Below are 26,717 nucleotides of genomic sequence, written 5' to 3'. Positions count from 1 at the left end.
TGCCGCACCGACACTAGTACTTGGTTGTTGGCTTCGAAAGAGTGGTTAGCTGCTGCCCGGTCAGAAACGGAGCATTGCGCTGCGTTTTGCTTTTAATACTATCGTAAAGGCTCTGAAATGGGCTTTTTTAAGACTTCCGCACCCCGTGCAACAACTCGAACAGTCGATTAAAGCCGCCCTCAGCACCGCCATTCAGCAAGCCTTTGGGGCTTCGGTAGCTCCGGATCAACTTACCATTCAGCCTACCCGCAAGGAATTTGCCGGCTCGTTCACGCTGGTCACCTTCCCCCTGACCAAAACACTGGGCAAAGGCCCCGAGCAGATTGGGCAGGCGCTGGGCGAGTGGCTGGTGGCCAACGAGCCCAAAGTGAAAGGCTTTAACGTGGTGAAGGGCTTTCTGAACCTGGAAATTGCCGATGCCCAGTGGCTGGCCCTGTTCGAGCAGCTTCGCCGGCAGCCCGATGGTGCGCCGGTACCCACTGGCGGCCCGCAGGACGTGGTGGTGGAGTATTCCTCGCCCAACACCAACAAGCCCCTGCACCTGGGCCACCTGCGCAACAACTTCTTGGGCTACTCCGTGGCTGAGATTTTGAAGGCCACCGGCGCCACCGTCACCAAAGCCAACCTGGTAAACGACCGGGGTATTCACATCTGCAAGTCGATGCTGGCCTACCAGCGCTTCGGGCACGGCGAAACCCCACAGGACTCCGGCATCAAAGGTGACCACCTGGCGGGCAAGTACTACGTGCTGTTCGAGAAGCACTACCGCGAGGAAATAAAGCAGCTGGAAGCCGAGGGCGTAGCCACCGACGTAGCCAAGCGCACCGCCCCGCTCATGACCGATGCCCAGCAGATGCTGCAGCAGTGGGAGCAGGGCGAGGAGGAGGTTATCCGCCTCTGGAAGCAGATGAACGGCTGGGTGTACGAAGGCTTTGACGAAACCTACAAGAACATCGGCGTCGATTTCGACCAGTATTACTACGAGTCCGAAACCTACCTGCTGGGCAAAGAGCGGGTAGAAGAAGGCCTGCAGAAAGGCGTGTTCTTCAAGAAGGAAGACGGCTCCGTGTGGGTTGACCTGAAAGAGGAAGGCCTCGACGAAAAGCTCCTGCTCCGCGCCGACGGTACCTCCGTGTACATCACCCAGGACCTGGGCACCGCCGAGCTGAAGTACCAGGACTACCACTATGACCTCTCGGTGTACGTTATTGCCGACGAGCAGAACTACCACATGCAGGTGCTGAAGGCCGTGTTACACAAGCTGGGCAAGCCCTACGCCGAGGCCATCCATCACCTGAGCTACGGCATGGTAGATCTGCCCTCGGGCAAGATGAAGAGCCGTGAAGGCACCGTGGTAGACGCCGACGAGCTGGTGCGCGAAGTAGTGGAGGCCGCCAAAGCCGCCACGCTGGAAAAAGGCAAAACCGAAGGCCTGACCGAAGAGCAGGCCGAGCAGCTCTACCACATGCTGGGCCTGGGCGCCCTGAAGTACTACCTGCTGAAGGTAGACCCCAAGAAGCGCATGCTCTTCAACCCCGAGGAGTCCGTGAGCCTGGAGGGGCACACGGGTCCGTTCATTCAGTATTCGCACGCTCGTATTTCGGCCATCCGCCGCAAGGCCCTGGAGCAGGGCGTTTCGGAAAGCACCGATCTGAGCACGCTCACCACCCTGCACGAAACCGAGCAGGAGATGGTGCAGGAGCTGGGCCGCTACGCCGCCGTGGTGGCCGAGGCCGCCCGCAACTTCTCGCCAGCCGTGGTGGCGCAATACGCCTATGATATTGCCAAAGCCTACAACCGCTTCTACACCGAGGTGCCCATTTTTGTGGAGTCAGACCCGGTGAAGAAAGCCTTCCGCGTGGCGCTGTCGGCGCAAACGGCCCGCACCATTAAGGCCAGTATGGGCCTGCTGGGCATTGCGGTGCCCGAGCGTATGTAACAAATAGAAAACTCCCCTTCTGACCAGCAGGGGAGTTTTTATTTCCTCCTGTTCTTCAAAAAACGACTGATATGAAAAGCGTTGCCGTGTACTGTGGGGCAAGCTCCGGGTTCAATGAAATTTACCGCCAGCAAGCCGACCTAATGGGCCAGGAGCTGGTTCGGCGCGGCCTCACGCTGGTGTACGGTGGTGGCCGGGTAGGCCTGATGGGTGCCGTAGCCGACAGCGTTATCCGGAATGGCGGTAAGTCCATCGGGGTTATTCCCGACTTTCTGGCCGATAAAGAGCTGGCACATATGGGCCTTACCGAGCTGCACGTGGTGAAAAGCATGCACGAGCGGAAGCTGCTGATGGCCGATCTGGCCGAAGGATTCATTGCCATGCCAGGCGGCTTCGGCACCCTGGAAGAGCTGTTTGAAGTGCTGACCTGGGGCCAACTGGGTTTGCACCAAAAGCCCAGCGGTGTGTTCAACGTAAATGGCTTCTACAGCCACCAGCTGCAGGCCCTGGACCGCATGGTAGATGAAGGCTTTCTGCGCCCCGAAAACCGCGCCCAGCTGCAGCAGGATGATACGCCCGCCGGCCTTATCGATAAGATGCTGGCCTATCAGCCCACCAACCTGGAAAAGTGGCTTACGGTGCCACGCACCTGAGTGCTTAAATGCTGGGAAGAAACCCTGTTCTTTCCCTGGAAAAAACAATAACTTGCTGTTGCTAGTTGACCGGGAGAACAATTCCTATTCACGTAGACCTGTACCGAATATCTTACCCGTATGAAAGCTTTTTTCTTAGTTGTGCTGGGCGGGATGGCCGCCTGTGGCTTTTCTTCTTCTACTGCGACTAAACCCTCCACTACAGCCTCTGCTACCATGACCGAAGCTACCGCGCAAGGCACCGTGTATGATTACACCGTGAAGGATATCAATGGCAAAGATGTCAGCCTGAGTCAGTACAAAGGCAAAAAGCTGCTCATCGTGAATACCGCTTCCGAGTGTGGCTACACGCCCCAGTACAAAGAGCTGGAAGAGCTGAACAAGAAATACGGCGACCGGGTAACCGTGCTGGGCTTTCCCGCTAACAACTTTGGTGGCCAGGAACCAGGGACTAACCAGGAAATTGCCACTTTCTGTGAGAAAAACTATGGCGTCACCTTTCCACTATTCTCTAAGGTTTCGGTGAAAGGCGACGATACAGAGCCACTATTTAAGTATCTCTCGGATAAGTCAAAAAATGGCGCTGTGAGTGATGCCCCTTCCTGGAATTTCTGCAAATACCTGGTAGACGAGCAGGGGCACGTGCTTAAATTCTACCCTTCTAAAGTAAAGCCCATGAGCGACGAGCTGGTGGCTGATATTCTGAAGTAAATACCGTTTTCTGCCTGAACAAATGGTTGTCAGTTGTCCGTCCGGTGGGAAGGGCAGCTGACAACCTGTTTACAAGCATCGGCAACTACCGTCAAACGTCTTATTCCTTTGAATACTTCTGCTTCCCTCAACCCGGCCCAGGCCTGGGTTTCAGCTTTTCGGCCGCGCACCTTGCCCCTGGCACTGGCCAGTATTTTTATGGGAAGCTTTCTGGCAAAATCAGTAGGTAATTTTAGCTGGCTGGTACTAGCGCTGGCTGCCCTCACTACCATTCTGCTCCAGATACTAAGCAACCTGGCCAACGACTACGGCGACTCCCAGAATGGCGCCGACAGTGTGCACCGCGAAGGCCCGCAACGAGCCGTGCAAAGCGGAGCTATAACGCCGCAGCAAATGAAGCATGGCATGGCAGTATTTGGCGTGGCCTCGTTGGTTTCGGGTGTGGCGCTGCTTTGGGTGGCCCTGGGCACCGGGGGCGCCTGGGTGTTCCTGGCTTTTTTTGTAATGGGGCTTTCGGCTATTTGGGCGGCCGTCAACTATACCGTTGGTGCCAAACCCTACGGCTATGCCGGCCTCGGCGACGTGTCCGTATTCATATTCTTTGGACTGGTGGGCGTGTGTGGCACCTACTATCTGCATACCCGCACCCTACCTTTTACCGTACTACTGCCTGCCACTGCCTTGGGCTGCTTTGCTACTGCAGTACTCAACGTGAATAATATCCGCGACATCCGCTCCGATGAGTTAGCGGGCAAAATTACCATGCCCGTACGGTTGGGGCCAGTGCGGGCGCGGCGCTACCACTGGTTGCTGCTGATTTTAGGCTTCGGCTGCGCGATACTGTACGTCACTTTAACCTATCACTCTCCCTGGCAGTGGCTTTTCCTGCTTTCTTTACCGCTGTTCATCTTTAATGCCCGGCAGGTTTGGCTACGGCAAGAGTCTATGCAGCTGGATCCGCTCCTGAAGCAAATGGCCATGACCACACTGGCCTTTACCCTGCTATTTGGGCTAGGGCAGGTGCTATAAAATAACCCGGATTATAAAATCAGGATGTAGGAAAAAAACAATGCAGCGCTCCGGCTTGCCGCATTGTTTTTTATAAGTGTAGCTACCTGGCCACCAGCGCAAAAATAATTCAGGAAGCAGGCCGAAATGAATGGTTTCGGTTGTGGTGTAAGTGTATAGTGAGCCATGGTGAGGTAAGCGCAAATGCCATTTTAGTAGCCTGGGAGCAGATTTTTGCTTGTTTTTTCCGCACACGGCTTGTTAATTTGATCTGCTGCCCTTACCCGGTGGCTGTCTGGTTATCCTTCCAATCTTGCATAGCGGAAGGGTGCCGGCGGCAGCAGCCATCCTGGTAGCGGATACTCCCCTTATTTCCGGATTTCTCCTGGCCACAGACTCATAAAGAAGTCTGCTCAGGCTAGGTTTGCCCTTGCCAGGCAAAGCACAGTTCAGGTATGACCACTGGCTTTTGTTTATCGAATACCCTAAAGGGCTTCTGCCAAGGGGTGGGCCGCATCACGTTCATTGGCCTGCTGAGCCTGCTGGCCAATGGCGCCAATGCTCAGCAACTGTTGCGGGCACAGGGGCCCGACATTGTGAATGCTCAGAACCAGAAAGTGGTGCTGCGCGGCGTAAACCTGGGCGGGTGGCTCCTGCAGGAAAGCTACATCCTGGGTACTGATTCCCTGAACTCCCAGGGCCGCATTCAGGCGGCCTTGCTGCGCAACCTGTCGCCTAAACAGGTGCAGAAGTTCTACCGCCGCTATCGGGCGCGCTTTGTAACAAAAGCGGATGTGGATTTCCTGGCAGATCAGGGCTTCAACTGCGTGCGCCTGCCACTGCATTATGACTTGTTTCTGACTCCCGGCCAGCGCCTTACTCGCTTCCGGGCGCTGCAGGACCCCGCCAGCATTACTGCCTACACCGATTCTTTGGCTGCCTGGTATGACCGGGGCCAACTCTTTACCGGCCGAAAGCTGGAGGGTTTCGGCTACATTGATGATGTGCTGCGCTGGTGCGGCGCCCGCGGCCTTTATGTAGTCCTGGACCTGCACGCAGCTCCCGGCGGCCAGGGTACGGACCGGAACATCAACGATAACCTGGTGCCGCTGGACCTCTGGAAACGAAAAGACCAGCGCGGCCGAATGGTGTACCAGGATGCTACTGTGCGCCTTTGGGAGCAATTGGCGGCCCGGTACCGCACTGATACCCGTGTGGCCATGTACGACCTGATTAATGAGCCACACAATCTGAATCCTGCCAATGGCCTGAGTGCTGATAATCAGGAGTTGCGAGCCTTGTACATCCGTCTGCTGCAAGCTGTCCGAGGCCAGCAGGACAAGCACCTGGTGCTGCTGGAAGGTAATGGCTATGGCAATGAATACACCAACCTGACCCCCGATAAGCTACCCGCTGAGCTGCGTCCCAACCTGGTGTATAATGCGCACCGCTACTGGTGCTCCAACAGTCCCAGCGCTACTGACCCTAACCCGAACCAAATCAACCTGCTGCATAACCTGGCGGCTTTCCGTGACCAACATCAGGTACCGGTGTGGGTAGGAGAAACCGGCGAAAATTCCAACGACTGGTTTATTACCGCTGTGCAGGGACTAAATGCGGAAAACATTGGGTGGTGTCACTGGAATCTGAAACGAGTAGATGCTACCAGCGGCCTGTTGCAGGCATTACCCTACGGCAGCATTCTAACGGCAAGCGGGCGTAACCAGCTTTTGCAGAATGTTGAGTTTAAGAATTGCCTGATAAACAAAGATGTAGTAGCGGCTCTCACGCAACCCGCTGACACCCGCCTTCCTTTTACGCCCCTGCAAATTCCCGGCACCATTCAGGCCACGGCGTATGATATGGGCAGAGCGGGCATTGCGTATCAGGATACCTATGCGGCCCGCGTAGATTACCGCAATACGGCTCCCGTAAATCAGGGCGGCGCCTACCGGAACGACGGCGTGGATATTGAGCGCACACCCGATCAGCAATCCAGTGGTTTTGTGGTGAGCGAGCTACAGGTGGGAGAGTGGCTACGCTACACGGTAACTGTAGCCGCGGCGGGCACTTACACACTGCAGGTGCGGCTGAAACCTGCTACGACCGCGGGGCGCCTTACTTTCCGGATAGATGACGCTCCCATAGTAACAGCTTCGGTACCGCCAGCCAGCAGCACTCCCATCTGGACAACTATTTCGCTGACTACTACGCCACTGTCGGCTGGGACGCATACGTTACAGATTGGGGTGGAGCAACCGGTAGAGCAGCTTAGTTGGCTGCGGTTTATACCTGGTAGCTCCGCTACGGCAGTAGAGTAAGCACGTCAGGCGTTTTAGTATCTTGGAAGTCCTTATGCACGGCTGTCTACCTTATCCTACTTCCCACATATTGCGCCGCTTTTTGGGTGGCTGGCTGAGCTTGATTCTGGTGCTGGTTTGGGCTCCGGAAAGTCAGGTTGCAGCACAAACTCACGCCCTACAGGTGCACCCCGGGCTGGAAGAGTTATTTGTTGATCCGGCTTCCTATGGCTTGCTGGAAGACACCACCGGCCGGCTTACGCTGGCCCAAGTGCAGCAGCCGGCCTATGCCGCCCGCTTTGTGCCCGGTGATAAGGCCGTTACCAACATGGAGCACCCCAATTCAGCCTACTGGCTGAAGCTGCAGGTAAAGGCTAAGGGTGCTGTGCGCCGGCATTGGTACCTGGAGTTGTTTGACTCCCATCTGAATGACATAGCATTTTTTCCTTCCGCCGATGCCGCAGAGGGCGTGTATACCGGCGCCGACCGGCCGCTGGCTACCCGGAAGCTGGCATACAAAAACTTTCTGTTTTATCTGCCGCTGAAGCCCAATGAGACCCAAACCTTCTATCTACGGCTGAAGTCAACTTCCAAAACCAGCTTTCTTAGCCGCCTGCGGACGGAGCAGTCATTAGCCGAGCACTTTCAGGCAGAATATGGCCTTTTGGGCGCTTTCTATGGAGTGCTCCTGATTATGGTAATTTATAATCTGTGCCTCTACCTGTTTATTGGCGAGCAGACCTACCTGCGCTATGTACTATATGTGCTGAGCTGTAGTCTGTTGTTTCTCTCTGAAGATGGACTGGGCTTTCAATATTTATGGCCAAATCAGCCTTACTTAAATCAGGTAGTTATTCTGGGTTCACCTATTCTGCTGCTGCTCACTTTTAGTTATTACGCCCGGCAGTTTCTGGATGCTCCCCAGCGCCTACCGCGCTATGATAAGTGGCTGCGCGTGGTGGTGCTCAGTAGTGTGGGGGTATTGTTGCTGGATGCCGTCTGGCTGCATTCGGGGTGGGGTTTCTGGTTTTATCTGCTGCCATACGGCATGCTGTACTACGCTGCCTTTCGGATATGGCGCAGTGGCATGCGGGCAGCCCGCTTTTTCCTGCTGGCCCATGCTTTGGTAGCGCTTAGTGTAGGCTTTCTGATTTTGCGCAAGCTGGGCATTAATACCTTCACTACTACGGCCACGGTATATAGTATGAATGCCGCCTTCGTGATAGAAGTGGTAGTGCTTTCATACGCGCTGGGAGAAAAGATCAAAGCCATTAAAGATGCCACCATCAGGGCGCAGGCTAAACTGGTAAAACAGCTGCATAAAAAGCATTTGGCCCAGGACCGACTAGTAGAGCAGCTACGGCAGAATCAGGAACTGAAAGACCAATTAAACACGGAACTGGAAGGGGAGGTAGCCCGCCGTACCGAAGAGCTGCGCCAGCAGAGTGACACCATCAGCGCGCAGAACCGTGAACTGCTGCAGGCTAACGGGTTACTGGCCTTGCAGGCGGCGGCTATTGAGAAGCTGAATACGGATCTGCAGCGCGACTTATATCAAAGCCAGACAGCCCGGGTACTTTCCAAAGAGGTGGACTTTGGCGAGTTCAGCCGCATCTATCCCGACAAGGATGCCTGTTTGGTATACCTGGCTGATTTAAAATGGGCGCACGGATACCACTGCCGCAAATGCGGGCACGAGAAATATTGCGACGGCCGGGAGCCACATTCGCGCCGGTGCACGCGCTGCCGTTATGTAGAGTCGGCTACGGCTTACACGCTGTTTCAGAAGTGTAAGTTCTCTATTGTTAAGGCTCTATATGCAGTCTTTCTGATCCATACGCACAAAGGAAACTACTCTTCCCAGGAGCTATCCAGAGTGCTGGATTTACGGCAGGCCACCTGCTGGAGCTTTCAGCAGAAGGTACTGGAAGCTATGCAGCGCCGCCGGCAAGCTCCGGAGTTCCATCAGCATGAAGGCTGGACACATGTGTTGCTGGATGATTCCGTGCCAGTAGAAGCGGAGCAAGAGTAAGTGCAAAAATGACATAACCCTGACTGCTTAGGACGGTACCGGAAAAAACAATCAAAAAAGGCGGACAATTTTTGCCTTTTTTTGATTGTTTTTTAGCCGTCTTGCCTCCTCTTACGAAACCTTGCTGACGCGCAGGTAGCGCCAAAAATAGGAAGTGGGCTTGTGAGGTAAGCGTATGTAATTATTGTGATGTAAACTAAAAAACGCGGTTTTTGGCTTGTTTAGGAGGTTTTAGGGCTTGCATTTGCCAAACAAGCTCCGATATATTTGGTCATCCCACCTACCTATGAAGCCCAACTTGACTCTCCCCCAGTCTGTGCTTCGGGGCAGCCGTCGGCAATTGGCCGGCAACTGCTCCTCTTGGCACGTATCTCCCCGGCACCTGCTCGTACTTGCATTAGCAACCGGCGTGCTTGCGGGCTGCCAGCGCCCGATGTTGCCTGCTACAGCCACCACATCTTCCAGTGCTACTGCCGTAGCTGCTCCAGTTGCTTCGCAGTGGAGCCCCCGGGTGCAACAGCTCCTGAGCCAGATGACGCTGGAGGAGAAGATTGGGCAGATGACCCAACTCACCAATACCGTTATTAATACAACAGGAGTGCAGCGGGATGTAGTGCTGGACTCGGCCAAAGTCACGGCTCTGATCCGACAGTTTCATATAGGATCTTTTCTGAACGGCGAGGCAGTGCCGGCCCAACAATGGCTGGCCTATTCTGCCGCGCTGCAGCGCATTGCCATGCGCGAATCCCGCCTGCATATCCCCATTATCTATGGCATTGATCATATCCATGGGGCCAGCTACGTTGCCGGCACAGCTATTTTCCCGCATAACCTCAACCTGGGGGCTTCCTTTAACCCGGAACTGGCCCGCCAAACGGCCCGCGCCACCGTGCTGGAATCAGCCGATCTGGGGCATCATTGGATTTTTGCGCCTGTACTGGACTTAGGTGTGAATGCCTACTGGCCGCGTCTCTATGAAACCTATGGAGAGGACCCCCTGGTGGCCTCTACTATGGGTGTGGCCTTTGTGCGGGAACTGCAGGAAAACAAGGAAATTCTGCCTTACAAAGTGGCCGCCTGCGGTAAGCACTTTCTGGGTTATTCTGACCCTCGCAATGGCTGGGACCGGACCAATGCTATAATTTCAGATCAGCGGATTCAGGAGTTTTTCCGCCCATCTTTTCAGGCAGCTATGGACGCTGGGCTGAAAACCATCATGATTAACTCAGGCGAAATCAACGGAGAGCCGGTGCACGCCTCCAAAGCTATTCTCACGGACTTATTGCGCACCCAGATGGGCTTTAAAGGCGTAGCCGTAACCGACTGGGAAGATATCATCCGGCTGGTACGCATTCAAAAAGTTGCGGCTACCGAGAAGGAAGCCACCTTTATGGCCGTAGATGCAGGGGTAGATATGGCCATGACGCCTTACACTACCGATTTTTGCCGCTACGTGAAGGAGCTGGTGCAGGAAGGACGCCTATCAGAAGATCGAATCAACCTTTCGGCTGGCCGGGTACTCCAGCTGAAAGATGAGCTGGGTTTGTTTGAGAACCCCATGCCCCGTGCCGACCGCCTCAACCGCATCGGCGACCCAACCCTCAAACAGCAGGCTGTGGCTGCTGCTACGGAAACGTTTGTGTTGCTCAAAAACGAAAAGAATACCTTACCCCTGAGCAAGGCGACTAAGAAGCGCCTGTTGGTAATTGGCCCCTCCGCTGATTCCCGGGCCAACCTGGCCGGGGGCTGGACGCTGGCCTGGCAAGGGCGCCCAGAGAATGAATATCCGCGCGAGGTGCAAACGATTGCAGGAGCCTTACAGCGCGAATACCCGAATGCAAAGGTGGAAATGGTGCCGTACCGCAATGCCAAAGGCCAGCTGCAACTGGCGGGCATTGCGGCCGCGGCCCGCCGTGCCGATGCAATAGTAGTAGCCATTGGCGAAAGGCCTTATACTGAGGGCTTGGGCAATACCAGCGACCTGACCTTGCCCGAGGACCAACTGCAACTGGTGCAAACGGCGCAGGCCAGCGGCCGTCCTACAATTCTGGTAGTGATTGGCGGGCGACCGAGCATTATCCGCACGGTGGCGGAAAAGTCGCAGGCCATTATTTGGGGCGGGCTACCTGGTTTTGGTGGGGGAGAGGCGCTGGCCGCGTTGCTTAGCGGCCACGCCAATTTCAGCGGTAAGCTACCCTTTACCTACCCCCAATTTGCCGGCCATATTTCCAACTACCACCACGATAATAATGAGAATAGTCTGGAGCTAAGTGACTTTGGCGCGGGCTTCGAAAACCGCGGTGTCAAATTCAAGCCAGCGATGCTCACTGAGTTTGGGCAGGGCCTGAGCTATACCACTTACCAATACAGCCACCTACAACTTTCCGACACCGTAGTGAATAGCTCCGGTACAGTGAGGGCTACCGTACGCGTAACCAACACCGGCAAGCAGGCCGGGCAGGAAGCCGTATTGTGGTTCCTGACCGATGAGGTAGGCCGCATTACCCGACCCGTGCGCCTGCTTAAGCACTTTGACAAGCAAGCCTTTACACCGGGCCAAAGCCGGGAGATGACCTTCGTTATCAACCCGCAACAACACCTGAGCTATCCCGATGCGCAGGGCCGCCCTCAACTGGAAAATGGCTACTTCACCCTGCGGGTAGGTGACCAGACAACCCGCTTCCGGTATGCGGAGGCTGCTGCCAAGGCTTCCGCCCCAACTAATACGCCTACTAAGGCTGGTTCCACTTCTGAATAACACCTCGGTGCCGATCAGTTCTGGTCGGCTTGCTCGTGTCCTTTATTCCCTTACTTATCCCAACCCCACTTACATGTCTCAACCCTCTACTACTTATTTGCTACTCCGGCGAGCCACCCTGGTGGCTGCCTGCGGGTGGCCAGCCCTGGTTTTGCCGGCCCAGGCAGCGCTGCCCTTCAGCGTAGGGCTACCTGCTCTGGCGTATACTGCGGCGGCTGATGTTACCGTGGCCGGGCGCGTAACCCAGCCCAACGGCGACGGACTACCCGGCGTGACGGTGGTGGTGAAAGGTACTACCCGTGGTACCACCACCGATGCTAATGGCTATTATTCCATAACTGCGCCCGAAGGAAGTACCCTGGTGATGAGCTATGTTGGCTTTCAGCGCCGGGAAGTGCCCGTTACGGGCGCCAGCACCAGCCTGAACGTATCGCTGCAGGAAGACACACAGGCACTAAGTGAAGTGGTAGTAGTGGGCTATGGTACGCAGGAGCGGGCCACTGTAACCGGCGCCGTTTCTTCTATTTCCGGGAGAGACATTGCCACGCAGCCAGTTGCAGATCCTACGCAGGCGCTGCAGGGCCGTGCGGCGGGGGTAACGGTAACTCAGAATTCCGGGGCTCCGGGTGGAGCAGGCGGCACCGCCGTGCGCGTGCGCGGCATCACCTCGGCCGGCAACAACTCGCCGCTGTATGTTATTGATGGGTACCCACTGCCTTCCAGCGACGCCGGCGGCAACAGCATTGAAAATCAGCTGAATGCCATTAACCCCAATGATATTGAGAGCATTGATGTGCTGAAAGATGCTTCGGCCACGGCTATTTATGGTTTGCGGGCAGCCAATGGAGTAGTAATTATCACTACTAAGCGCGGCAAAGCCGGTACTTCCAATGTGAATCTGGATGTGTACCGTGGTGTTCAGGAAGTATGGCGCAAGCTGGACCTGCTGAACGCTGAAGAGTATGCCGTAATAAACAACGAGAGCCGGCTGGCAAAAGGCGACGCCACTCTGCCTGCGCTGCGCAACCCCTCGGCCCTGGGTGAAGGCACCGACTGGCAGGACCAGGTGTTCCGTCGGGCGGTTATTCAGAGCTACAACCTGTCGGCTTCGGGCGGCAGCGAGAAGGCGCGCTATGCCGTAGCGGGTGGGTATTTCCAACAGGACGGTACCCTGAACGGCTCCCACTTCGACCGGTTTACCCTGCGGGCCAACGGCGACGTGCAGCTGAACCGGGTGTTGAAAATTGGAAACAGCCTTTCCCTCACCCACCTCACGGACCGGCAGGTAGACACTGGTGGCAGCGAGTTTGGCGTACTCAGCAATGTGCTGCAGGCTCCGCCCACTATTCCCGTATACAACGAGGACGGTACCTGGTATGAGCCCACCGCTACGGCCGACAACTACGTGGAACCCAACCCCGTGCTACAGTCTTTGATTACCAAATCGAAGTTTGTGCGCAACCGGGTACTCACCACGTTCTTCGCCGAGCTGGAGCCGCTGAAAGGCCTGCGCTTCCGCACAAACGTGGGTGCCGACCTGGTATTCGATAACTACAATGCCTTTACGCCCTCTATGGGCCCCAACTCGCCCCGCTACTCGGTAGCAGGTGCCTCAGCCTTCAACAACTATAACCCCAGCTACCTGATTGAAAACACGCTGACTTATGACCGCCTGTTTTCAGATAAGCACCAGGTAACGCTGCTGCTGGGCCAGTCGGCCCAGGAGTTTAACTACAGCACCTTGTCGGCGGGGCGCTCCGGCTACCTCAACAACGTGCTGCAGCAAATCAACAATGGCCCCATTAATGCGGCCCTTGGCAATGGCGGCACCAGCAGCCAGAACCGCCTGGCCAGCTACTTTGGTCGCGCCAACTATGACTATGCCGGCAAGTACCTGTTTTCAGCTACGCTGCGTCGTGATGGTTCTTCAGCCTTCGCGCTGGGTGAGAAGTTTGGCTGGTTTCCCGGCGTATCGGCGGGCTGGCGGCTTTCGGAAGAGAATTTCGTGAAAGACATCCGTACCATCAGCAACCTGAAATTACGCGCCGGCTGGGGACGGGTAGGTAACCCGCTGAATGCTGGTCAGTTTGCTTACCTGGCGGGAATAAACTCGGGTATTACCTATGTGTTTGGTCCCGATGGAACCGTAGTGGCAGGTGCTGCCCCTACGCGTCAGCAGAATACGCAGCTGAAATGGGAAAACAACGAGCAGACTAACGTGGGCATCGACCTGGGCCTGTGGGATAACCGCATCGAAACCAGCGTGGACCTGTACAGCCGCAAGTCGCCGAACCTGATCAGCTCCGTGCCCCCTTCTCTGGTATCAGGAACGTACGAATCGGTGCCGACCAACGCCATTTCGGCCGTGAACAAGGGCATTGATGTGTCTATTACCACCCGCAACTTCAACGGCGGCGAAACCGGCCTGAGCTGGACCAGCTCCCTGGTTTTCTCCACCTACAAAAGTGATATTGAGGATCTGGGCGTGGCTGTGCCTTTCAATGGCCTCAACAACCGCCTGGGCTCCCCCATTGTGCGCTACGATAAAGGCCAGCCCTTTGGCGCTTTCTACGGCTATGTGGCCGACGGCCTGTTCCAGACTCAGGAAGATGTTACCAGCCACGCCACCCAGACGGGTGCCGCCCCCGGCGACATCCGTTTCAAGGACCTGAACGGCGACAAAAAGATTAATGATGCGGACCGTACGTTCATTGGCAACCCGAACCCTGATTTTACCTACGGCCTGAACAACACGCTGACCTGGAAAGGCTTCGATCTGAACCTGTTTATTCAGGGCGCACAGGGTAACGATATCTACAACCTGAACCGCTTCTACACCGAAGGAGGCTTGTATAGCAACGGCAACTCCAGCACCCGCGTGCTGGCCCGCTGGACCGGCCCGGGCACCAGCAACGATGTGCCCCGCGCCATTGCCGGCGACCCCAACCAGAACCTGCGCGTGAGCAGCTACTTCGTGGAAGACGGCTCTTACCTGCGCATCAAAACCCTGACGCTGGGCTACAACCTGCCTAAGAGCCTACTAGGCCGCATCTACTCGCAGCAGATGCGGGTGTATGTGTCAGGACAGAATCTACTCACCCTCACCAAGTACACGGGCTTCGACCCAGAGCTGGGGCAGGGTGGGGTAGACCGGGGCATCTACCCCCAGTCGCGCGTGCTGCTGGCCGGCCTGAACATTGGTTTCTAACCTTTCTCATCTGCGCGCTTGCTTAGGCAAGAGGCGCACTCCCCTCTAAAATCACACTAATGAATACTTCCAAAAACGTACTTGGCGCGCTGCTGCTGGCAGGAATGCTGGCCGGCTGCGGTGAGAGCTTCCTGGATGAGTCGCCGCGTGACTCGGTTACGACAGAGAATTTTTATGCCAACGAGACCGACGCCATACTGGCCGTAAATGCCGTGTATGCTGAGTTAAGCCGGGGCGGCCAGTATAATTACGCCCTCTGGGGCATCGGCGACATTATGTCCGACAACTCCTTCACCGGTGGTGGGGGCGGTGGCGACGGTGCCGAGCAACAACAGCTTGATAACTTCAACATTCCGACCAGCAACCCGCTGACTTCCCGCCTGTGGGGTGGCTGCTACGTGGGCATTGGGCGCGCCAACCTGGTACTGCAAAAAGTGCCTGGCATTGCGAACATGAACGAGGGCATCCGGAAGCGGTGCCTGGGCGAAGCGCAGTTCCTGCGCGCCAAGTACTATTTTGACCTGGTGCGTGCTTATGGTGATGTACCGCTGGTAACGGTACCGCCTTCCAGCCCCGCCGACGTGGCCATTCCGCGTACCCCCGCCGAGCAGGTGTGGACGCAGATTGAAAAAGACCTGACCGATGCTATCGGCAACCTGCCCGAAAGCTACAGTGGTGCGGACCTGGGCCGTGCTACCAAGTGGGCCGCTACCGGTTTGCTGGCGAAAGTGCACCTCACCCGTGGCAACAAGACAGCGGCCGCCCAGCGTGCGCTGGAAGTCATAAATGGCAGCGGTAAAAGCCTGTGGGCTAACTATGGCGACAACTTTAAAGTAGCCAATGAGAACGGCAAGGAGTCGCTGTTCGAGGTGCAGTACATCAACGGGAAGAACGAGTACACCTTTGATGGGCTGGGCTTTGTGGGAAATGAGTTCTTCGGACCCCGTGGTATGGGCCTAGTGCCTCAGGGCGGCTATGGCTTCAATATTCCTGAAAAAGAGTTTGTCGACGGCTATGAGGAAGGCGACAAGCGCCGCGACGTAACCATCTGGAAGCCCGGCGACGCGTATCCGGCGGGTAGCTCGGTGGCTGCCCAGCCCGCGCAGCTGGTAGGCTCGCCCTTCGGCTACAATGTGAAAAAGTGGTTTGTGGGTAAAACCAACACCAACGTATGGGATTCGCCACTCAACATTCCGGTGCTGCGCCTGGCAGAGGTGTACCTCATTTATGCCGAAGCAGTGGGACCTACGGCCGATGGCTTTAAGTACCTGAACATGGTGCGCCGCCGCGCTTTTGGGGAGAACATCAATGAAGCTTCCACGCATGACCTGAACGCGGGCAACACCTCCAATTTTGATGATGCTGTGATTCGGGAACGTCGCTACGAGCTGGCCTTCGAAAACGACCGGTGGTTTGACCTGAAGCGTACCGGCAAGCTGCTGACCACGCCCGCGCTGCAGGCTAAGGGTATTAAGCCTTTCAACGTACTGCTGCCCATTCCGCAGGCCGAGCGTGACGCCAACCCAAACCTTACTCAAAACCCCGGCTACTAGGCCGTATTTCCTTTAACTGATGACTACTACAACTTATCATAGCACGACGTGGCGGCGCCTGCTGGCGCTGCTCGTAGCGGGCCCGCTGCTGCTGGCTTCCTGCGAAAAGGAAGACTATAAATTGGAGGGTGCCGTGCCTACTGCCGACTTCTCGGCCCAGGTGAACACCACGGCATATCCTTCGGTAGTTACTTTCACTAACAACAGCAAAGACGCCTTCCTGTATCAGTGGGACTTTGGGGATGGTTCGCCGCTGGCTTCGGGCCAGAATGTGACGCACACCTACAAGCGCCCCGGTACCTACAAAGTCCAGCTGATTACGGCCGGCCGAGGCGGTACGGGCGTCTCGCCCCAGAAAGAAGTGGTAATTCCCTCCGCCTCCGATAATACGGCCTTCGTGGGCCTCACCAACAGCACCACCACCGGCAACCGCGCCTGGGTGCTGTCGGATAAGGCGGGCGCCATAACCAAGCTGGCGGCCAATGGTACTACGGTATTATCTTCCTCAGCAGCCGGCAGCCTGCCCGCATGCCAGGCCGATGATGAAGTAACCTTCACCAGCACCTTCACTTACAGCTATAATGCTGGCGACGGCACGTACGTGAATGGGGCCTGCGGCACGGCTAAAACCACTACCTCGGACTTCATTTTCCGGCCCGATGGCACCACCGGCGGCCAGATTGTGCTGCAGCGCAAAGGCGCTTTTATTGGCGTAGCCGACTCTGTTAAGAACAAGACCTACGACATCCTGGAAGCCACTGCCACCACGCTAAAGCTGCGTGGCGAAAACCCGGATGGTACCTTCACGGTGCTCACTTACAAGCCCCAGCTCTCGGCTCTGGACCGCGTGAAGCAACTGCTCACGGGCGGCAGCTCCAAAACCTGGCTCCTGCAGAATGATGTGGACGCGCCCATTATTGTGGGTACTGAAGGCAACCCCGCCGAGTACTTCCCCGGCGTGAAAGCTGGCGAGTTGCCCACCTGCCAGTCTGATGACGAATATACCTTCTCGGATGCCAACGTCTTTACCTACAATGCCAAAGACCAGACGTTTGTAGCCGGTGATTATACCTGCCAGGCGCCGCGCTCGGGCACGTCTACTTTCTCCTTCGGCCCTGCCGATGGTGCCGGTATTGCGCAGTTTGAGTTCAGCAAACCAGGTACTTTTATTGGGGTGACCGATGCGCCGGATCTGACGTATCGTATTATCTCCATTGATGAGACTCATCTGGTACTGCGGGCTGGTAAGCCCAGCGGCACCGTGTTCCAAATGAAGCTGGTAGCGAAATAGTGGGCTACTATCTTTCCAAAGTATCTATGACAGTACCATTCAAGATTACCCTACGGAGACTATGCATCGGGGCCAGCTTTTCGCTGGCCCTGACAGCCCTGGCCTGCACGGAGGAAAAGGCCAAAGTAGTGCCCAAGCCCACGCCCAAGCCTGCCGAAGTAAACGCCGAAGCCCGGGACTACGCGCAGTATACCGAGCTGGTATGGAGCGACGAGTTTGAGGCCGGTGTTCTGGACCAATCCAGGTGGACGTATGAGCTGGGCGGTGGCGGCTGGGGCAACCGTGAGCTACAGGCCTACACCAACTCCAACGAAAACACTTATCTCACCGGCGGAAACCTGGTTATTGAAGCGAAGCAGCAGCAGAACGGCGGCAACCCCTATACCTCCGCGCGCTTGATTACCAAAGGCAAGCAGAGCTTCACGTTTGGGCGTATAGATGTGCGCGCCAAGCTGCCGAAAGGCAAAGGCGTGTGGCCGGCTATCTGGATGCTGGGTTCCAATATAGACCAGGTAAGCTGGCCGGCCTGCGGAGAAATAGACATTATGGAGCTGCGCGGCAGCCAGCCCGGCAAGGTGCTTTCCACCATGCACTTTGGCACCAGCACGGCAGACCACCGCTACAAGTCGAGTCCGGAGCAGGTACTGGCATCGGGTACCTACGCCGATGATTTTCACATCTATAGCGTGGTGCGCAGCAAAGACCAGATTCGGGTTTTTCTTGATGGCAAACAGTTCTTCACATTTACGCCGGCCGATGGCTCGCCATATCCGTTCAATAATCCATTCTTCATGATTCTGAACCTGGCTATAGGGGGGGATTTTGATGGCAACCCCGATGCCAGCACGCAGTTTCCGCAGCGGATGACGGTGGATTACGTTCGTTTTTATCAGTACAAATAAATCAGACAAACCAGTGCGCAACCGTAGATGGATGGGTGGAAGACAAAAGCTCGATGGGCGGCGGAGCGGCCTCGTCGTGCTGGCTTGGGGAGCGGCCATTGCCATGTGCTGCACGGCGGCGGCTCCCCTCAGTCCGGGGCGCCCCGAGTACCAGGCGCCCCGGGCTGCCCGGGCACCCGTAGTGGATGGCCGCTCCACGGACGCCTGCTGGTCGGCCGCGCCCTGGCGCCCGCTAGACCAGCGCTGGGTAGGCCCTCCGGCTACCCCTGCCGATTTCACGGGCCGTTACAAAGCCGTCTGGACGCCACAGCGCCTGTACATTCTGGCCGAAATAACCGACGATGTGGTGCGGGATACGCATCCCGATCCGCTCGTTACCTGGTGGGATGATGACTGCCTGGAAATCTTCGTGGATCCGGACAATTCCGGCGGCAATCATCAATACAACTACAATGCCTGGGCTTACCACGTGGCCCTGAACGGACATGTGGTGGATATGGGTACTGACCAGAAGGGCCACCTCTACGACAGCCACGTGCAAAGCCGCCACACCCGGCGCGGCCGCGTAACCACCTGGGAAACCGCCGTGGCCCTGTATCCTGATAGCTACGACGAGAAGAACCCGACGGCCAACAAGCCCCAAATCATTCGACCCAACAAGGCCATTGGGTTTGCGCTGGCTTACTGCGACAACGATGCCAGCAAGGAACGGGAAAATTTCTTCGGAAGCGTGCCAGTGGCCGGTACCGATAAAAACCGGGGCTGGATTGACGCGTCTATTTTTGGAACGCTACTGCCGGTAGAGCCGGTGAAGCGCAAGCCATAATCTACTGTATGCCTACTTTCTCCTTGCCTGACGGGTTTCCGCGCTTTGTTATATTGGCTTCCGGACTCCTGCTGGGGGCCTGCACCTCGGCCCGTACGCCCCAAACGCCAGATACGCCGACAAACGCTGACGCTGCCAAGCCACGCTATACCTTTAAGGAACTGGCCTGGCAGGATGAGTTTAATAAGCCCGGCCTGCCCGACTCTACTAAGTGGACCTATGACGTAGGCGGCAAGGGCTGGGGCAACCATGAGCTGCAGTACTATACCAAAGCCCGCCTGCAAAATGCCCGCGTAGAAAACGGTAACCTCATTATTGAGGCCCGGCGCGAGGCCCTCTTTCCCGGTAATCCGTACACCTCCACGCGGCTGGTATCGCGCGGTGGGGCCGGCAAAGGCGGCAGCCAGACATATGGTCGTTTTGAGATACGTGCCCAGCTGCCCGCCGCCCGCGGCATCTGGCCCGCTATCTGGATGCTGCCCGACGACTGGAAATACGGCGACAAAAGCTGGCCCGATAACGGGGAAATTGACATTATGGAGTACGTAGGCTACCGCCCCGGCGTAGTGCAGGCCTCTACGCACTGCCACAAATACTATTTCCGCACCAACAACCAGAAAACCGACTCCATCCAGGTAGAAGATGCCACCACGGCCTTTCATGTGTATGCCCTGGAGTGGACGCCCGAAACCATCACGGCCTTTGTCGACGACAAGCCCTACTTCACCAGCACCAATGAGCATTCGGGCTGGGAAGCCTGGCCCTGGGACCACCCGTTTCATTTGCTGCTGAATGTGGCTGTGGGTGGAGATTGGGGCGGAAAAATGGGCATTGATGAAACCGCTTTTCCCCAGCGCATGCTGGTCGATTATGTGCGGTTCTATCGTCTCCAATCCAAATAATTCTTCACGCGGGCGAATCGCCTGTAACAGGCTAATTGCCTGATTCAGCTTCCGTTCAGGCGTTGTTTTGCAGCGTTTGTTCGGTTCCGGGGCCGGCCCAGTTTGTAAGGGGAGTGGGTCGGCCCTTCCGGAATCATATATTCGCATTGGGACCATACCGGAGCCCCGCCGTTCTACCACTTCGTTTCCTCCAATTATGGCAGTGCCTTCTTCCATTTCATCCGCTACGGCGGCGCCCACTACTGGCGAGCAGCCGCGCTATACTTCCGCGCTGGCCTCGCTGACGGTGTTGTTCTTCATGATGGGTTTTATCACCTGTCTGAACGACATTCTAATTCCTTATCTAAAGGCCATCTTCCAGCTGAGCTATACGCAGGCTAACCTGATTAACCTCTGTTTTTTCGGGGCTTACTTCGTGATGGGCATTCCTGCTGGCAAAGTGGTGCAGCGAATCGGCTATAAGGGTGGTATGCTTCTGGGTTTTGTGGTAGCTGCGCTAGGCTGCTTCCTGTTTTACCCCGCTGCTGACAGCCGCTCCTATGGTTTATTTCTGGGCGCCTTGTTCGTGCTGGCTACAGGGGTAGTGTTGCTGCAGGTTGCCGGCAACCCCTACGTAGCTATTCTGGGGCCTGCAAAGTCGGCTCCAGCTCGCCTTACCCTCACGCAGGCATTCAACTCACTGGGTACCACGGTAGCTCCTTTGCTAGGCGCGGCCCTGATTCTGTCCAATCTGCCCGATCTGGATACTGCTACTTCGGCAGCAGCCATTGACGTACGGGCCGTACAGGTGCCTTATCTGGTCATTGGTGGGGTGCTTATTCTCATTAGCCTGCTTCTGGGAATGCTTAAACTGCCGCGCATTGAGCATGCACCGGATACCGATGCTACCCGTTCCAAGCCGTGGCACTACCGCCATCTGGTACTGGGGATGGTGGGTATTTTTGTATATGTAGGAGGAGAAGTCGCTATTGGCTCGCACATAGTTTCTTACCTGCACCTGCCTGATGTGATGAACCTGGCGCCTAAAGCGGCTGGGTCCATGGTGGCGTATTATTGGGGAGGAGCCATGATAGGCCGCTTTTTGGGGGCTTATCTGCTCAATAAGATTAATCCTGGCCGCCTGCTGGCATTCAATTCGTTGGGTGCTGTGGTACTGGTGCTGATTTCTATGAGCACGCACGGCGAAATTGCCATGTGGAGCCTGCTGGCCGTGGGCCTGATGAACTCCATTATGTTTGCCACCATCTTCACACTTGCTGTAGAAGGTCTGGGCCGCCACACCGAGGAAGCCTCCGGGTTGCTGAATGTAGCCATTGTAGGTGGTGCCCTGGTGCCGCTCCTGTTCGGAGCTGTTGCTGATGCCAGCACCCTACGCATGGCCCTGATTCTGCCAGTGCTCTGCTACCTCTACATCATGTGGTATGGTCTGAAAGGCCACGTACGCACGGCATAACGTTGTGTAAAAATCAAAGAGAAGCCCGCCGTGCAGCTGCAGCGGCGGGCTTCTCTTTAATAAGGCTTTGCTAATACTTCTTATAGGCACTTTATTGTCTGCAAATTGGCCATTCCCCATTGGGAAGCCGGCATACTTTGTCGAGATGCTCCACTTCAGATATGGCTTATCAGTATTGAAGCCAGGCATTAAGCGCGAAATTTCAGGGTGCATCTGTACAGTAACATGAAGTATGGGCAAGCACTTACTACAATAGCTCTAAAGCGGGCTTTGACGAATTCAGTAGCACTTAGTGAAGTAGGAGAGTAGCCCTGCCATAGGCATAAGAATAAGCTAAAGGTGGATGATCAAACTTATACATACCTGTTTCTGTGCAATTTTTGTATTTATCCTTAGTTTGCAGTGCCTGTTATTAAAAGACTAGATGTTTCTGCCTGAAATCAAGGTTGATAACATTGAAAACAGTCCTTTCCCCTCGCTGTCTTTCTTACTTTTGGCATTTATGTATACAATGCACAATCGATTGTGCATTCACTAGTTAATTATTTGCACAATCGATTGTTCTAATTTAATTTCCTGCATTCTTCACTTATTATAGAACACTTTCTACTAGGGCATTTCAGTACTAAAGATCAACTCTGTCCTGCTAAACCGACTGCCGTAGGAAGGTTGTTATCATTCCCAGGCCTGCTGTCGGCAATTAGTTGCCCTGTATCCCGGTAGTCTCATACTGGACTGGGGTAGGTTATTATCCGGCAACAAAAAGCCCCGATACATATGTGTCGGGGCTTTTTGTTATTACTGGACTACTCTGCGGTAGGCGTTGCTGGTGTGGTCTGCGCTGCTTCAGCTGTGGGGCCTTCCGGGCGGTTGCTGCGGTTCCGGTTGCGGCCGCCGCGCTTGCGGCGTCCCTGGCCTTCGCCTTTCTCGCCATCAGCGCGGGGCTCCCGCACTTCACCTTCCGGCCGTGGCTCCCGCGGAGCGCGGGGCGGACGGGCTTCGCCCTCGGGGCGTGGCTCGCGCGGTGGGCGCTGGTAGGGCTGAGCAGGAGCTTGGCCGGCGTCCAGTGCTGCCAGGGCTGCGTTGGCCTTGGCAATGCGCTCTTGGTGCTTGGGGTCTTTGGGGTCGTGGGCGTCGCGGCGGTTACCGTCGCGGCCACCGCTGCCTTCGGTGCGCGGCCCCCGGTCACGGCCTCCGCCACCACCTGAGCGGCTGCCACCGCCGGAACGGCCACCACCCCGCTCGGGGCGGCCACCAATCTTGCCGTGCAGGCCGGCAAAGCGCTTAGGGTCAAACTCAGGAGCTGCGCCCAGGCCCAGCTCTTCGGTAATGTTCTTTTTCTCCAGTTCGCGCTCAATCAGCTTCTCAATCTTCACTACCCGGTCCTGGTCCTGGTCGGAAATGAAGGTGATGGCCGTGCCTTTGGTAGCGGCGCGAGCTGTGCGGCCAATGCGGTGCACATAATCCTCGGCGGCGCGGGGAATATCGTAGTTCACCACGTGGCTGAGGGAGTCAATATCAATACCGCGGCTCAAAACATCGGTGGCCACCAGAATGGGAAACGCCTTGTTTTTGAAGTCGCGCATGATCTGCTCCCGCTCTTCCTGGGTACGGTCGGAACTGATGCCCTGGGCCACGTAGCCCAGCTTGTTAATGGAGCGCACAATGCCACTAACGGCCGCTTTCTGCGAGGTGAACAGCACCATGCTCTGCACGTTCTGAGTTTTCAGAATGTGCTCCAGAATGTAGATTTTCTGGCGGTCGAAGGCCATGTACAGCTGCTGGTCGATGCCGGCGGCAGGCTTGGATACGGCCAGGCGAATTTCCTCGGGCTCGTTGAGAATTTGCTTCGAGAAGTCCCGGATTTTGTTGGGCATGGTAGCCGAGAACAGCAGCGTCTGCCGCTTCTTGGGCAACTGGCGCACAATGTTCAGGATATCATCCGAAAAGCCCATGTCCATCATCTTGTCCGCCTCGTCCAGCACCAGGTACTTGAGGTCCTCGAACTTCACATAGCCCATTTGCATGTGGGCAATGAGACGACCGGGGGTGGCAATGATGATGTCTGCACCGGAGGTGAGGGCGCGCTTCTGCTGCTCCCAGCCCTCGCTCTTGCCACCGCCATAAATGGCTATGGAGCTGGCTTCTACAAAGTAGCCGAAGCCGGTTACCTGCTCATCAATCTGGGTAGCCAGCTCGCGGGTGGGCACCAGAATAAGGGTGGACGTAGTGCCGTGCTTGGCGTGCGAAATCCGGTCGAGGAGGGGAATAAGGTAGGCGGCTGTTTTGCCGGTGCCGGTTTGAGCACAGGCAATCAGGTCTTTACCGTCGATGATTTTGGGAATGGCCTGCTCCTGAATAGGGGTGGCCTGCAGGTAGTTCATGGCATCCACCCCGGCCAGCAGGTCGTCGTGGAGGTTAAATTCGTGAAACGTCAAGGTTCAGCGAGTTAAAATGATACATGGCTGACCTTGGTTTCCTGGTCAGCAAAACGGCTGTGATGAGGTAAAGATACGGCATTTTAGCCGGGCCCGCCGTTTTGGTTTCCGGCTGAGGCATGCTGGCAAGGGCCTGTGCTGTCCGCCAGCAAGCTCAACCATAGTAATTCATAAGACACCCATTATTTCTTTCTTTACGGCCATGCCCATCCTCGACCGATTCTCCACTCAGGCAGCGCTGTATGCCACCTTCCGCATCGAATACCCTGCGGAGCTTTACGAGTGGCTGCTGGCCCGCGTGTCCGGCCGCGGCCGCGCCTGGGACTGCGCCACCGGCAACGGCCAGGTGGCTGTGGTGCTGGCCCAACACTTTGCCCGGGTAGATGCCACCGACATCAGCCGGGCCCAATTGGCGCAGGCGCCGCTACGGCCCAACATCACCTACCAGCTGGCCCAGGCCGAGCATACGCCTTTCCCCGACCATAGCTTTGATCTGGTAACGGTGGGGCAGGCCGTGCATTGGTTTGAGCCGGATGCTTTCAACCAGGAAGTGCAGCGCGTGCTGAAGCCGGGCGGCGTTATTGCCGAGTGGGGCTACGGCCTGGTGCAGGTGAGCCCGCAACTGGACCCCATCATTCAAACCTTTTATGCCGAAACCCTACATGCCTACTGGGATGCTAACCGCTGGCACATTGACGATGAGTATGCCCGCCTGCCATTCCCATTTTCCGAGGTAGAAACGGCCCGCTTTACGGAAACCCGAAACTGGACCGCCGTCCATTTCCTGAATTACCTCCGCACCTGGTCCAGTGTGGCCAACTACAAGCGCCAGCATCAGGCAGATGCGGTGCTACTGATTGCCGACCAACTGACGCGGCTCTGGGGCGAAGGAGAGCGGGAAGTGCGGTTTCCGGTATTTCTGCGCCTAGGCCGGGTGCAGTAGCAGTAGCGTTATTATTCACTTTAGTCCGCTTAAGCCGCTTATTTAGCAGCTAGTTCCATCCTTTTCCGCTATGTCTGCTGCCTTACCTGCTGATTTGCCGCTGCACGGCCTCTTCGTTCTGGAATTGGCCTCGGTGCTGGCCGGCCCGCAGGTGGGGCAGTTTTTTGCCGAATTAGGGGCCGAGGTCCTGAAAGTGGAAGCTCCCGCCGGCGACGTGACCCGCACCTGGAAAACCGGCGCGGAAGCCGCAGATACTAATGTGTCGGCATATTTCAGCTGTGCCAACTGGGGCAAGCAGTCCGTAGTTCTGAACCTGACTACCCCGGCCGGGCAGGCCGCCGTGCACCAACTGGCCACCCGCGCCGATGTAGTACTGACCAGCTACAAGCCTGGCGACGCTGAAAAGCTGCGGGTAGACTACGCTACCCTGCGCCAATTGAATCCACGCTTACTGTATGGCCACATCACTGGCTACGGGCCTCTGGTAAGCCGTGCTGGCTACGATGCCGTGCTACAGGCTGAAACCGGCTTCATGCACCTGAATGCAGCCGGTCCCGGCCACGATGCCCAAAAAATGCCCGTAGCGCTGATTGATCTGCTCACGGCGCATCAGCTTAAGGAAGGACTACTCACGGCCCTGTACCGCCGTGAGAAAACCGGGCAAGGTGCTCTGGTGCAGGTCTCGTTGCTGGAAAGCGCGCTGGCTTCTCTGGCAAACCAGGCCGCTACCTGGCTGATAACGGGGCAGGACCCGCAGCCGCTGGGCTCTGGCCACCCCAGCATTGTGCCCTATGGCACCGTGTACACGGCGCAGGATGGCGTGCGCCTGCTGTTGGCCGTGGGCGCCGATCGGCAATTTCAGGAGCTATGTACTGTGCTGGAGCGCCCGGAATGGGCTGCCGATGCCCGCTTTGCCACCAACCCAGCCCGTGTAGCCTACCGCCCGGAACTGGAGCAACGACTACGGGAACGGATAGCCGCTCTCAGTGGTCTGCAGCTTCTGCAGGAGCTGGAGAAACGGGCGGTTCCGGCTGGGGCAGTACGTACAGTAGGAGAGGCCCTGAAGCAAGAGTCGGCGCAACGCATGCTGCTTCCCCCTACTTCCGGATTCCCACACCCAGGGTTACGAACGGTAGCATTCCAAAGCCCCGCATGGCCAATGGCTGTGGAGCTTTCCCAGCCACCTCCTTTGGTTCGGCCAGAAGAACAGAAAGTGAGCTAATTATAACCCTGGGGTATTTTTTGGGTGGATGCTGATGGCTACTAAAGCTCGGCAGGGGCTGCCCTGTGCCCACATTATCTTGAAACTCGACAATTGACTAATAATTATTTATATTTTATATAAAAATAATACATATTATATTAGGGTAGGGATTCACCATCGGCGGGCGCTTCTTTCTTAGAAAACGCTTCCTGTAGTCCTCTCTATCACTATATAACGCCTTCATACTTCAATGAGCCACGCTACCTGAAAACACGGTCATAGGTCTGACATACAGTAAGAGGGCTGTATAAAGAAGAAAACGGCGCTAACTTTTTATTAGGCCAGCGCCCCGAGCAGATGGATGCCAGGCTGGAGTTGCCAGCAGAAAGCCCCGGAAAATTCAGGAAGGTAAAGGGGTGATAGGATAGGATGAATAGGTGGTTAATATTTCAAGGCAGGCAGATAATGAAAAACCGTTTCTCGCTTCTATTATTTCTGATAACACTTATCCACTGGGTGCCCTTGCGCGGTCAGGCGCCGGTGACGGGGTTTACGTCGACGACCTTGTCGACGGGCTGGGATGAGGCCGTGGGGCT

17 protein-coding genes are annotated in these 26,717 nt (G+C 56.3%); 16 read left to right on the top strand and 1 reads right to left on the bottom strand.

Annotated features, from left to right (window positions below; genetic code table 11):
* The first annotated feature begins 145 nt into the window (after window positions 1-145).
* The 14 genes from argS to Q4G72_RS17535 all read left to right on the top strand — a co-directional run bounded on the left by argS (window position 146) and on the right by Q4G72_RS17535 (window position 21,536).
* Window positions 146-1,939 (top strand): arginine--tRNA ligase, encoded by a 1,794-nt coding sequence (argS, locus tag Q4G72_RS17600; RefSeq protein ID WP_303312746.1) that lies wholly within the window; start codon window positions 146-148, stop codon window positions 1,937-1,939.
* 71 nt (window positions 1,940-2,010) lie between these two features.
* Window positions 2,011-2,592, top strand: a complete 582-nt coding sequence (locus Q4G72_RS17595) for an LOG family protein (protein ID WP_303312745.1) — start codon at window positions 2,011-2,013, stop codon at window positions 2,590-2,592.
* Window positions 2,593-2,712: 120 nt separating this feature from the next.
* The gene (locus tag Q4G72_RS17590; RefSeq protein ID WP_303312744.1) at window positions 2,713-3,303 is read left to right on the top strand and encodes a glutathione peroxidase; all 591 of its coding nucleotides are present in this window, start codon (window positions 2,713-2,715) and stop codon (window positions 3,301-3,303) included.
* Between the two features lie 108 nt (window positions 3,304-3,411).
* A complete protein-coding gene (locus tag Q4G72_RS17585; RefSeq protein WP_303312743.1) occupies window positions 3,412-4,332 on the top strand; it encodes a 1,4-dihydroxy-2-naphthoate polyprenyltransferase in 921 nt (306 codons plus the stop codon).
* A 434-nt stretch (window positions 4,333-4,766) separates the two neighbouring features.
* Window positions 4,767-6,632 (top strand): cellulase family glycosylhydrolase, encoded by a 1,866-nt coding sequence (locus Q4G72_RS17580; protein ID WP_303312742.1) that lies wholly within the window; start codon window positions 4,767-4,769, stop codon window positions 6,630-6,632.
* Window positions 6,633-6,702: 70 nt separating this feature from the next.
* Window positions 6,703-8,643: a 7TM diverse intracellular signaling domain-containing protein gene (locus tag Q4G72_RS17575; RefSeq protein WP_303312741.1), complete on the top strand. Its 1,941-nt coding sequence runs from the start codon at window positions 6,703-6,705 to the stop codon at window positions 8,641-8,643.
* A 286-nt stretch (window positions 8,644-8,929) separates the two neighbouring features.
* Window positions 8,930-11,401, top strand: coding sequence for a beta-glucosidase family protein (locus Q4G72_RS17570; protein WP_303312740.1), 2,472 nt, complete (start codon window positions 8,930-8,932; stop codon window positions 11,399-11,401).
* 73 nt (window positions 11,402-11,474) lie between these two features.
* The gene (locus Q4G72_RS17565; RefSeq protein ID WP_303312739.1) at window positions 11,475-14,609 is read left to right on the top strand and encodes a SusC/RagA family TonB-linked outer membrane protein; all 3,135 of its coding nucleotides are present in this window, start codon (window positions 11,475-11,477) and stop codon (window positions 14,607-14,609) included.
* 59 nt (window positions 14,610-14,668) lie between these two features.
* Window positions 14,669-16,162 (top strand): RagB/SusD family nutrient uptake outer membrane protein, encoded by a 1,494-nt coding sequence (locus Q4G72_RS17560; protein ID WP_303312738.1) that lies wholly within the window; start codon window positions 14,669-14,671, stop codon window positions 16,160-16,162.
* Window positions 16,163-16,181: 19 nt separating this feature from the next.
* Complete coding sequence (locus Q4G72_RS17555; protein ID WP_303312737.1) at window positions 16,182-17,453, top strand: PKD domain-containing protein; 1,272 nt, start codon at window positions 16,182-16,184, stop codon at window positions 17,451-17,453.
* A 26-nt stretch (window positions 17,454-17,479) separates the two neighbouring features.
* The gene (locus Q4G72_RS17550; RefSeq protein WP_303312736.1) at window positions 17,480-18,355 is read left to right on the top strand and encodes a glycoside hydrolase family 16 protein; all 876 of its coding nucleotides are present in this window, start codon (window positions 17,480-17,482) and stop codon (window positions 18,353-18,355) included.
* 13 nt (window positions 18,356-18,368) lie between these two features.
* Entirely contained in the window at window positions 18,369-19,181 is an 813-nt protein-coding gene (locus Q4G72_RS17545; protein ID WP_303312735.1) for a sugar-binding protein, read from the top strand.
* A gap of 8 nt (window positions 19,182-19,189) precedes the next feature.
* On the top strand, window positions 19,190-20,083 hold the full coding sequence (locus Q4G72_RS17540; RefSeq protein ID WP_303312734.1) for a glycoside hydrolase family 16 protein: 894 nt from the start codon (window positions 19,190-19,192) through the stop codon (window positions 20,081-20,083).
* Window positions 20,084-20,279: 196 nt separating this feature from the next.
* Window positions 20,280-21,536: a sugar MFS transporter gene (locus tag Q4G72_RS17535; protein WP_303312733.1), complete on the top strand. Its 1,257-nt coding sequence runs from the start codon at window positions 20,280-20,282 to the stop codon at window positions 21,534-21,536.
* An 806-nt stretch (window positions 21,537-22,342) separates the two neighbouring features.
* Here the strand turns inward: Q4G72_RS17535 and Q4G72_RS17530 are convergent.
* Window positions 22,343-23,920 carry a DEAD/DEAH box helicase gene (locus Q4G72_RS17530; RefSeq protein WP_303312763.1) on the bottom strand — a complete coding sequence of 526 codons (1,578 nt, stop codon included), beginning with the start codon at window positions 23,918-23,920 and terminating at the stop codon, window positions 22,343-22,345.
* A gap of 256 nt (window positions 23,921-24,176) precedes the next feature.
* Between Q4G72_RS17530 and Q4G72_RS17525 the strand changes: the two genes are divergently transcribed.
* Both Q4G72_RS17525 and Q4G72_RS17520 read left to right on the top strand, forming a co-directional pair.
* Complete coding sequence (locus Q4G72_RS17525; RefSeq protein WP_303312732.1) at window positions 24,177-24,917, top strand: class I SAM-dependent methyltransferase; 741 nt, start codon at window positions 24,177-24,179, stop codon at window positions 24,915-24,917.
* Window positions 24,918-24,987: 70 nt separating this feature from the next.
* On the top strand, window positions 24,988-26,139 hold the full coding sequence (locus tag Q4G72_RS17520; protein WP_303312731.1) for a CaiB/BaiF CoA transferase family protein: 1,152 nt from the start codon (window positions 24,988-24,990) through the stop codon (window positions 26,137-26,139).
* The last annotated feature ends 578 nt before the right edge of the window (window positions 26,140-26,717 follow it).

Source organism: Hymenobacter sp. BT730, from assembly GCF_030542105.1.
GTDB lineage: Bacteria > Bacteroidota > Bacteroidia > Cytophagales > Hymenobacteraceae > Hymenobacter.
The sequence above is the reverse complement of the archived record's forward strand: the minus strand, read 5'-3'. Positions and strand labels throughout refer to the sequence as shown.

Excerpts from the sequence above, each read along its gene's own strand:
- Q4G72_RS17570 (WP_303312740.1), top strand. The coding sequence starts at position 8,930 with ATGAAGCCCAACTTGACTCTCCCCCAGTCTGTGCTTCGGGGCAGCCGT.
- Q4G72_RS17560 (WP_303312738.1), top strand. The coding sequence starts at position 14,669 with ATGAATACTTCCAAAAACGTACTTGGCGCGCTGCTGCTGGCAGGAATG.
- Q4G72_RS17580 (WP_303312742.1), top strand. The coding sequence starts at position 4,767 with ATGACCACTGGCTTTTGTTTATCGAATACCCTAAAGGGCTTCTGCCAA.
- Q4G72_RS17590 (WP_303312744.1), top strand. The coding sequence starts at position 2,713 with ATGAAAGCTTTTTTCTTAGTTGTGCTGGGCGGGATGGCCGCCTGTGGC.
- Q4G72_RS17530 (WP_303312763.1), bottom strand. The coding sequence starts at position 23,920 with ATGAACTACCTGCAGGCCACCCCTATTCAGGAGCAGGCCATTCCCAAA.
- Q4G72_RS17595 (WP_303312745.1), top strand. The coding sequence starts at position 2,011 with ATGAAAAGCGTTGCCGTGTACTGTGGGGCAAGCTCCGGGTTCAATGAA.
- Q4G72_RS17525 (WP_303312732.1), top strand. The coding sequence starts at position 24,177 with ATGCCCATCCTCGACCGATTCTCCACTCAGGCAGCGCTGTATGCCACC.
- Q4G72_RS17520 (WP_303312731.1), top strand. The coding sequence starts at position 24,988 with ATGTCTGCTGCCTTACCTGCTGATTTGCCGCTGCACGGCCTCTTCGTT.
- Q4G72_RS17550 (WP_303312736.1), top strand. The coding sequence starts at position 17,480 with ATGACAGTACCATTCAAGATTACCCTACGGAGACTATGCATCGGGGCC.
- Q4G72_RS17540 (WP_303312734.1), top strand. The coding sequence starts at position 19,190 with ATGCCTACTTTCTCCTTGCCTGACGGGTTTCCGCGCTTTGTTATATTG.
- Q4G72_RS17565 (WP_303312739.1), top strand. The coding sequence starts at position 11,475 with ATGTCTCAACCCTCTACTACTTATTTGCTACTCCGGCGAGCCACCCTG.
- Q4G72_RS17535 (WP_303312733.1), top strand. The coding sequence starts at position 20,280 with ATGGCAGTGCCTTCTTCCATTTCATCCGCTACGGCGGCGCCCACTACT.
- Q4G72_RS17555 (WP_303312737.1), top strand. The coding sequence starts at position 16,182 with ATGACTACTACAACTTATCATAGCACGACGTGGCGGCGCCTGCTGGCG.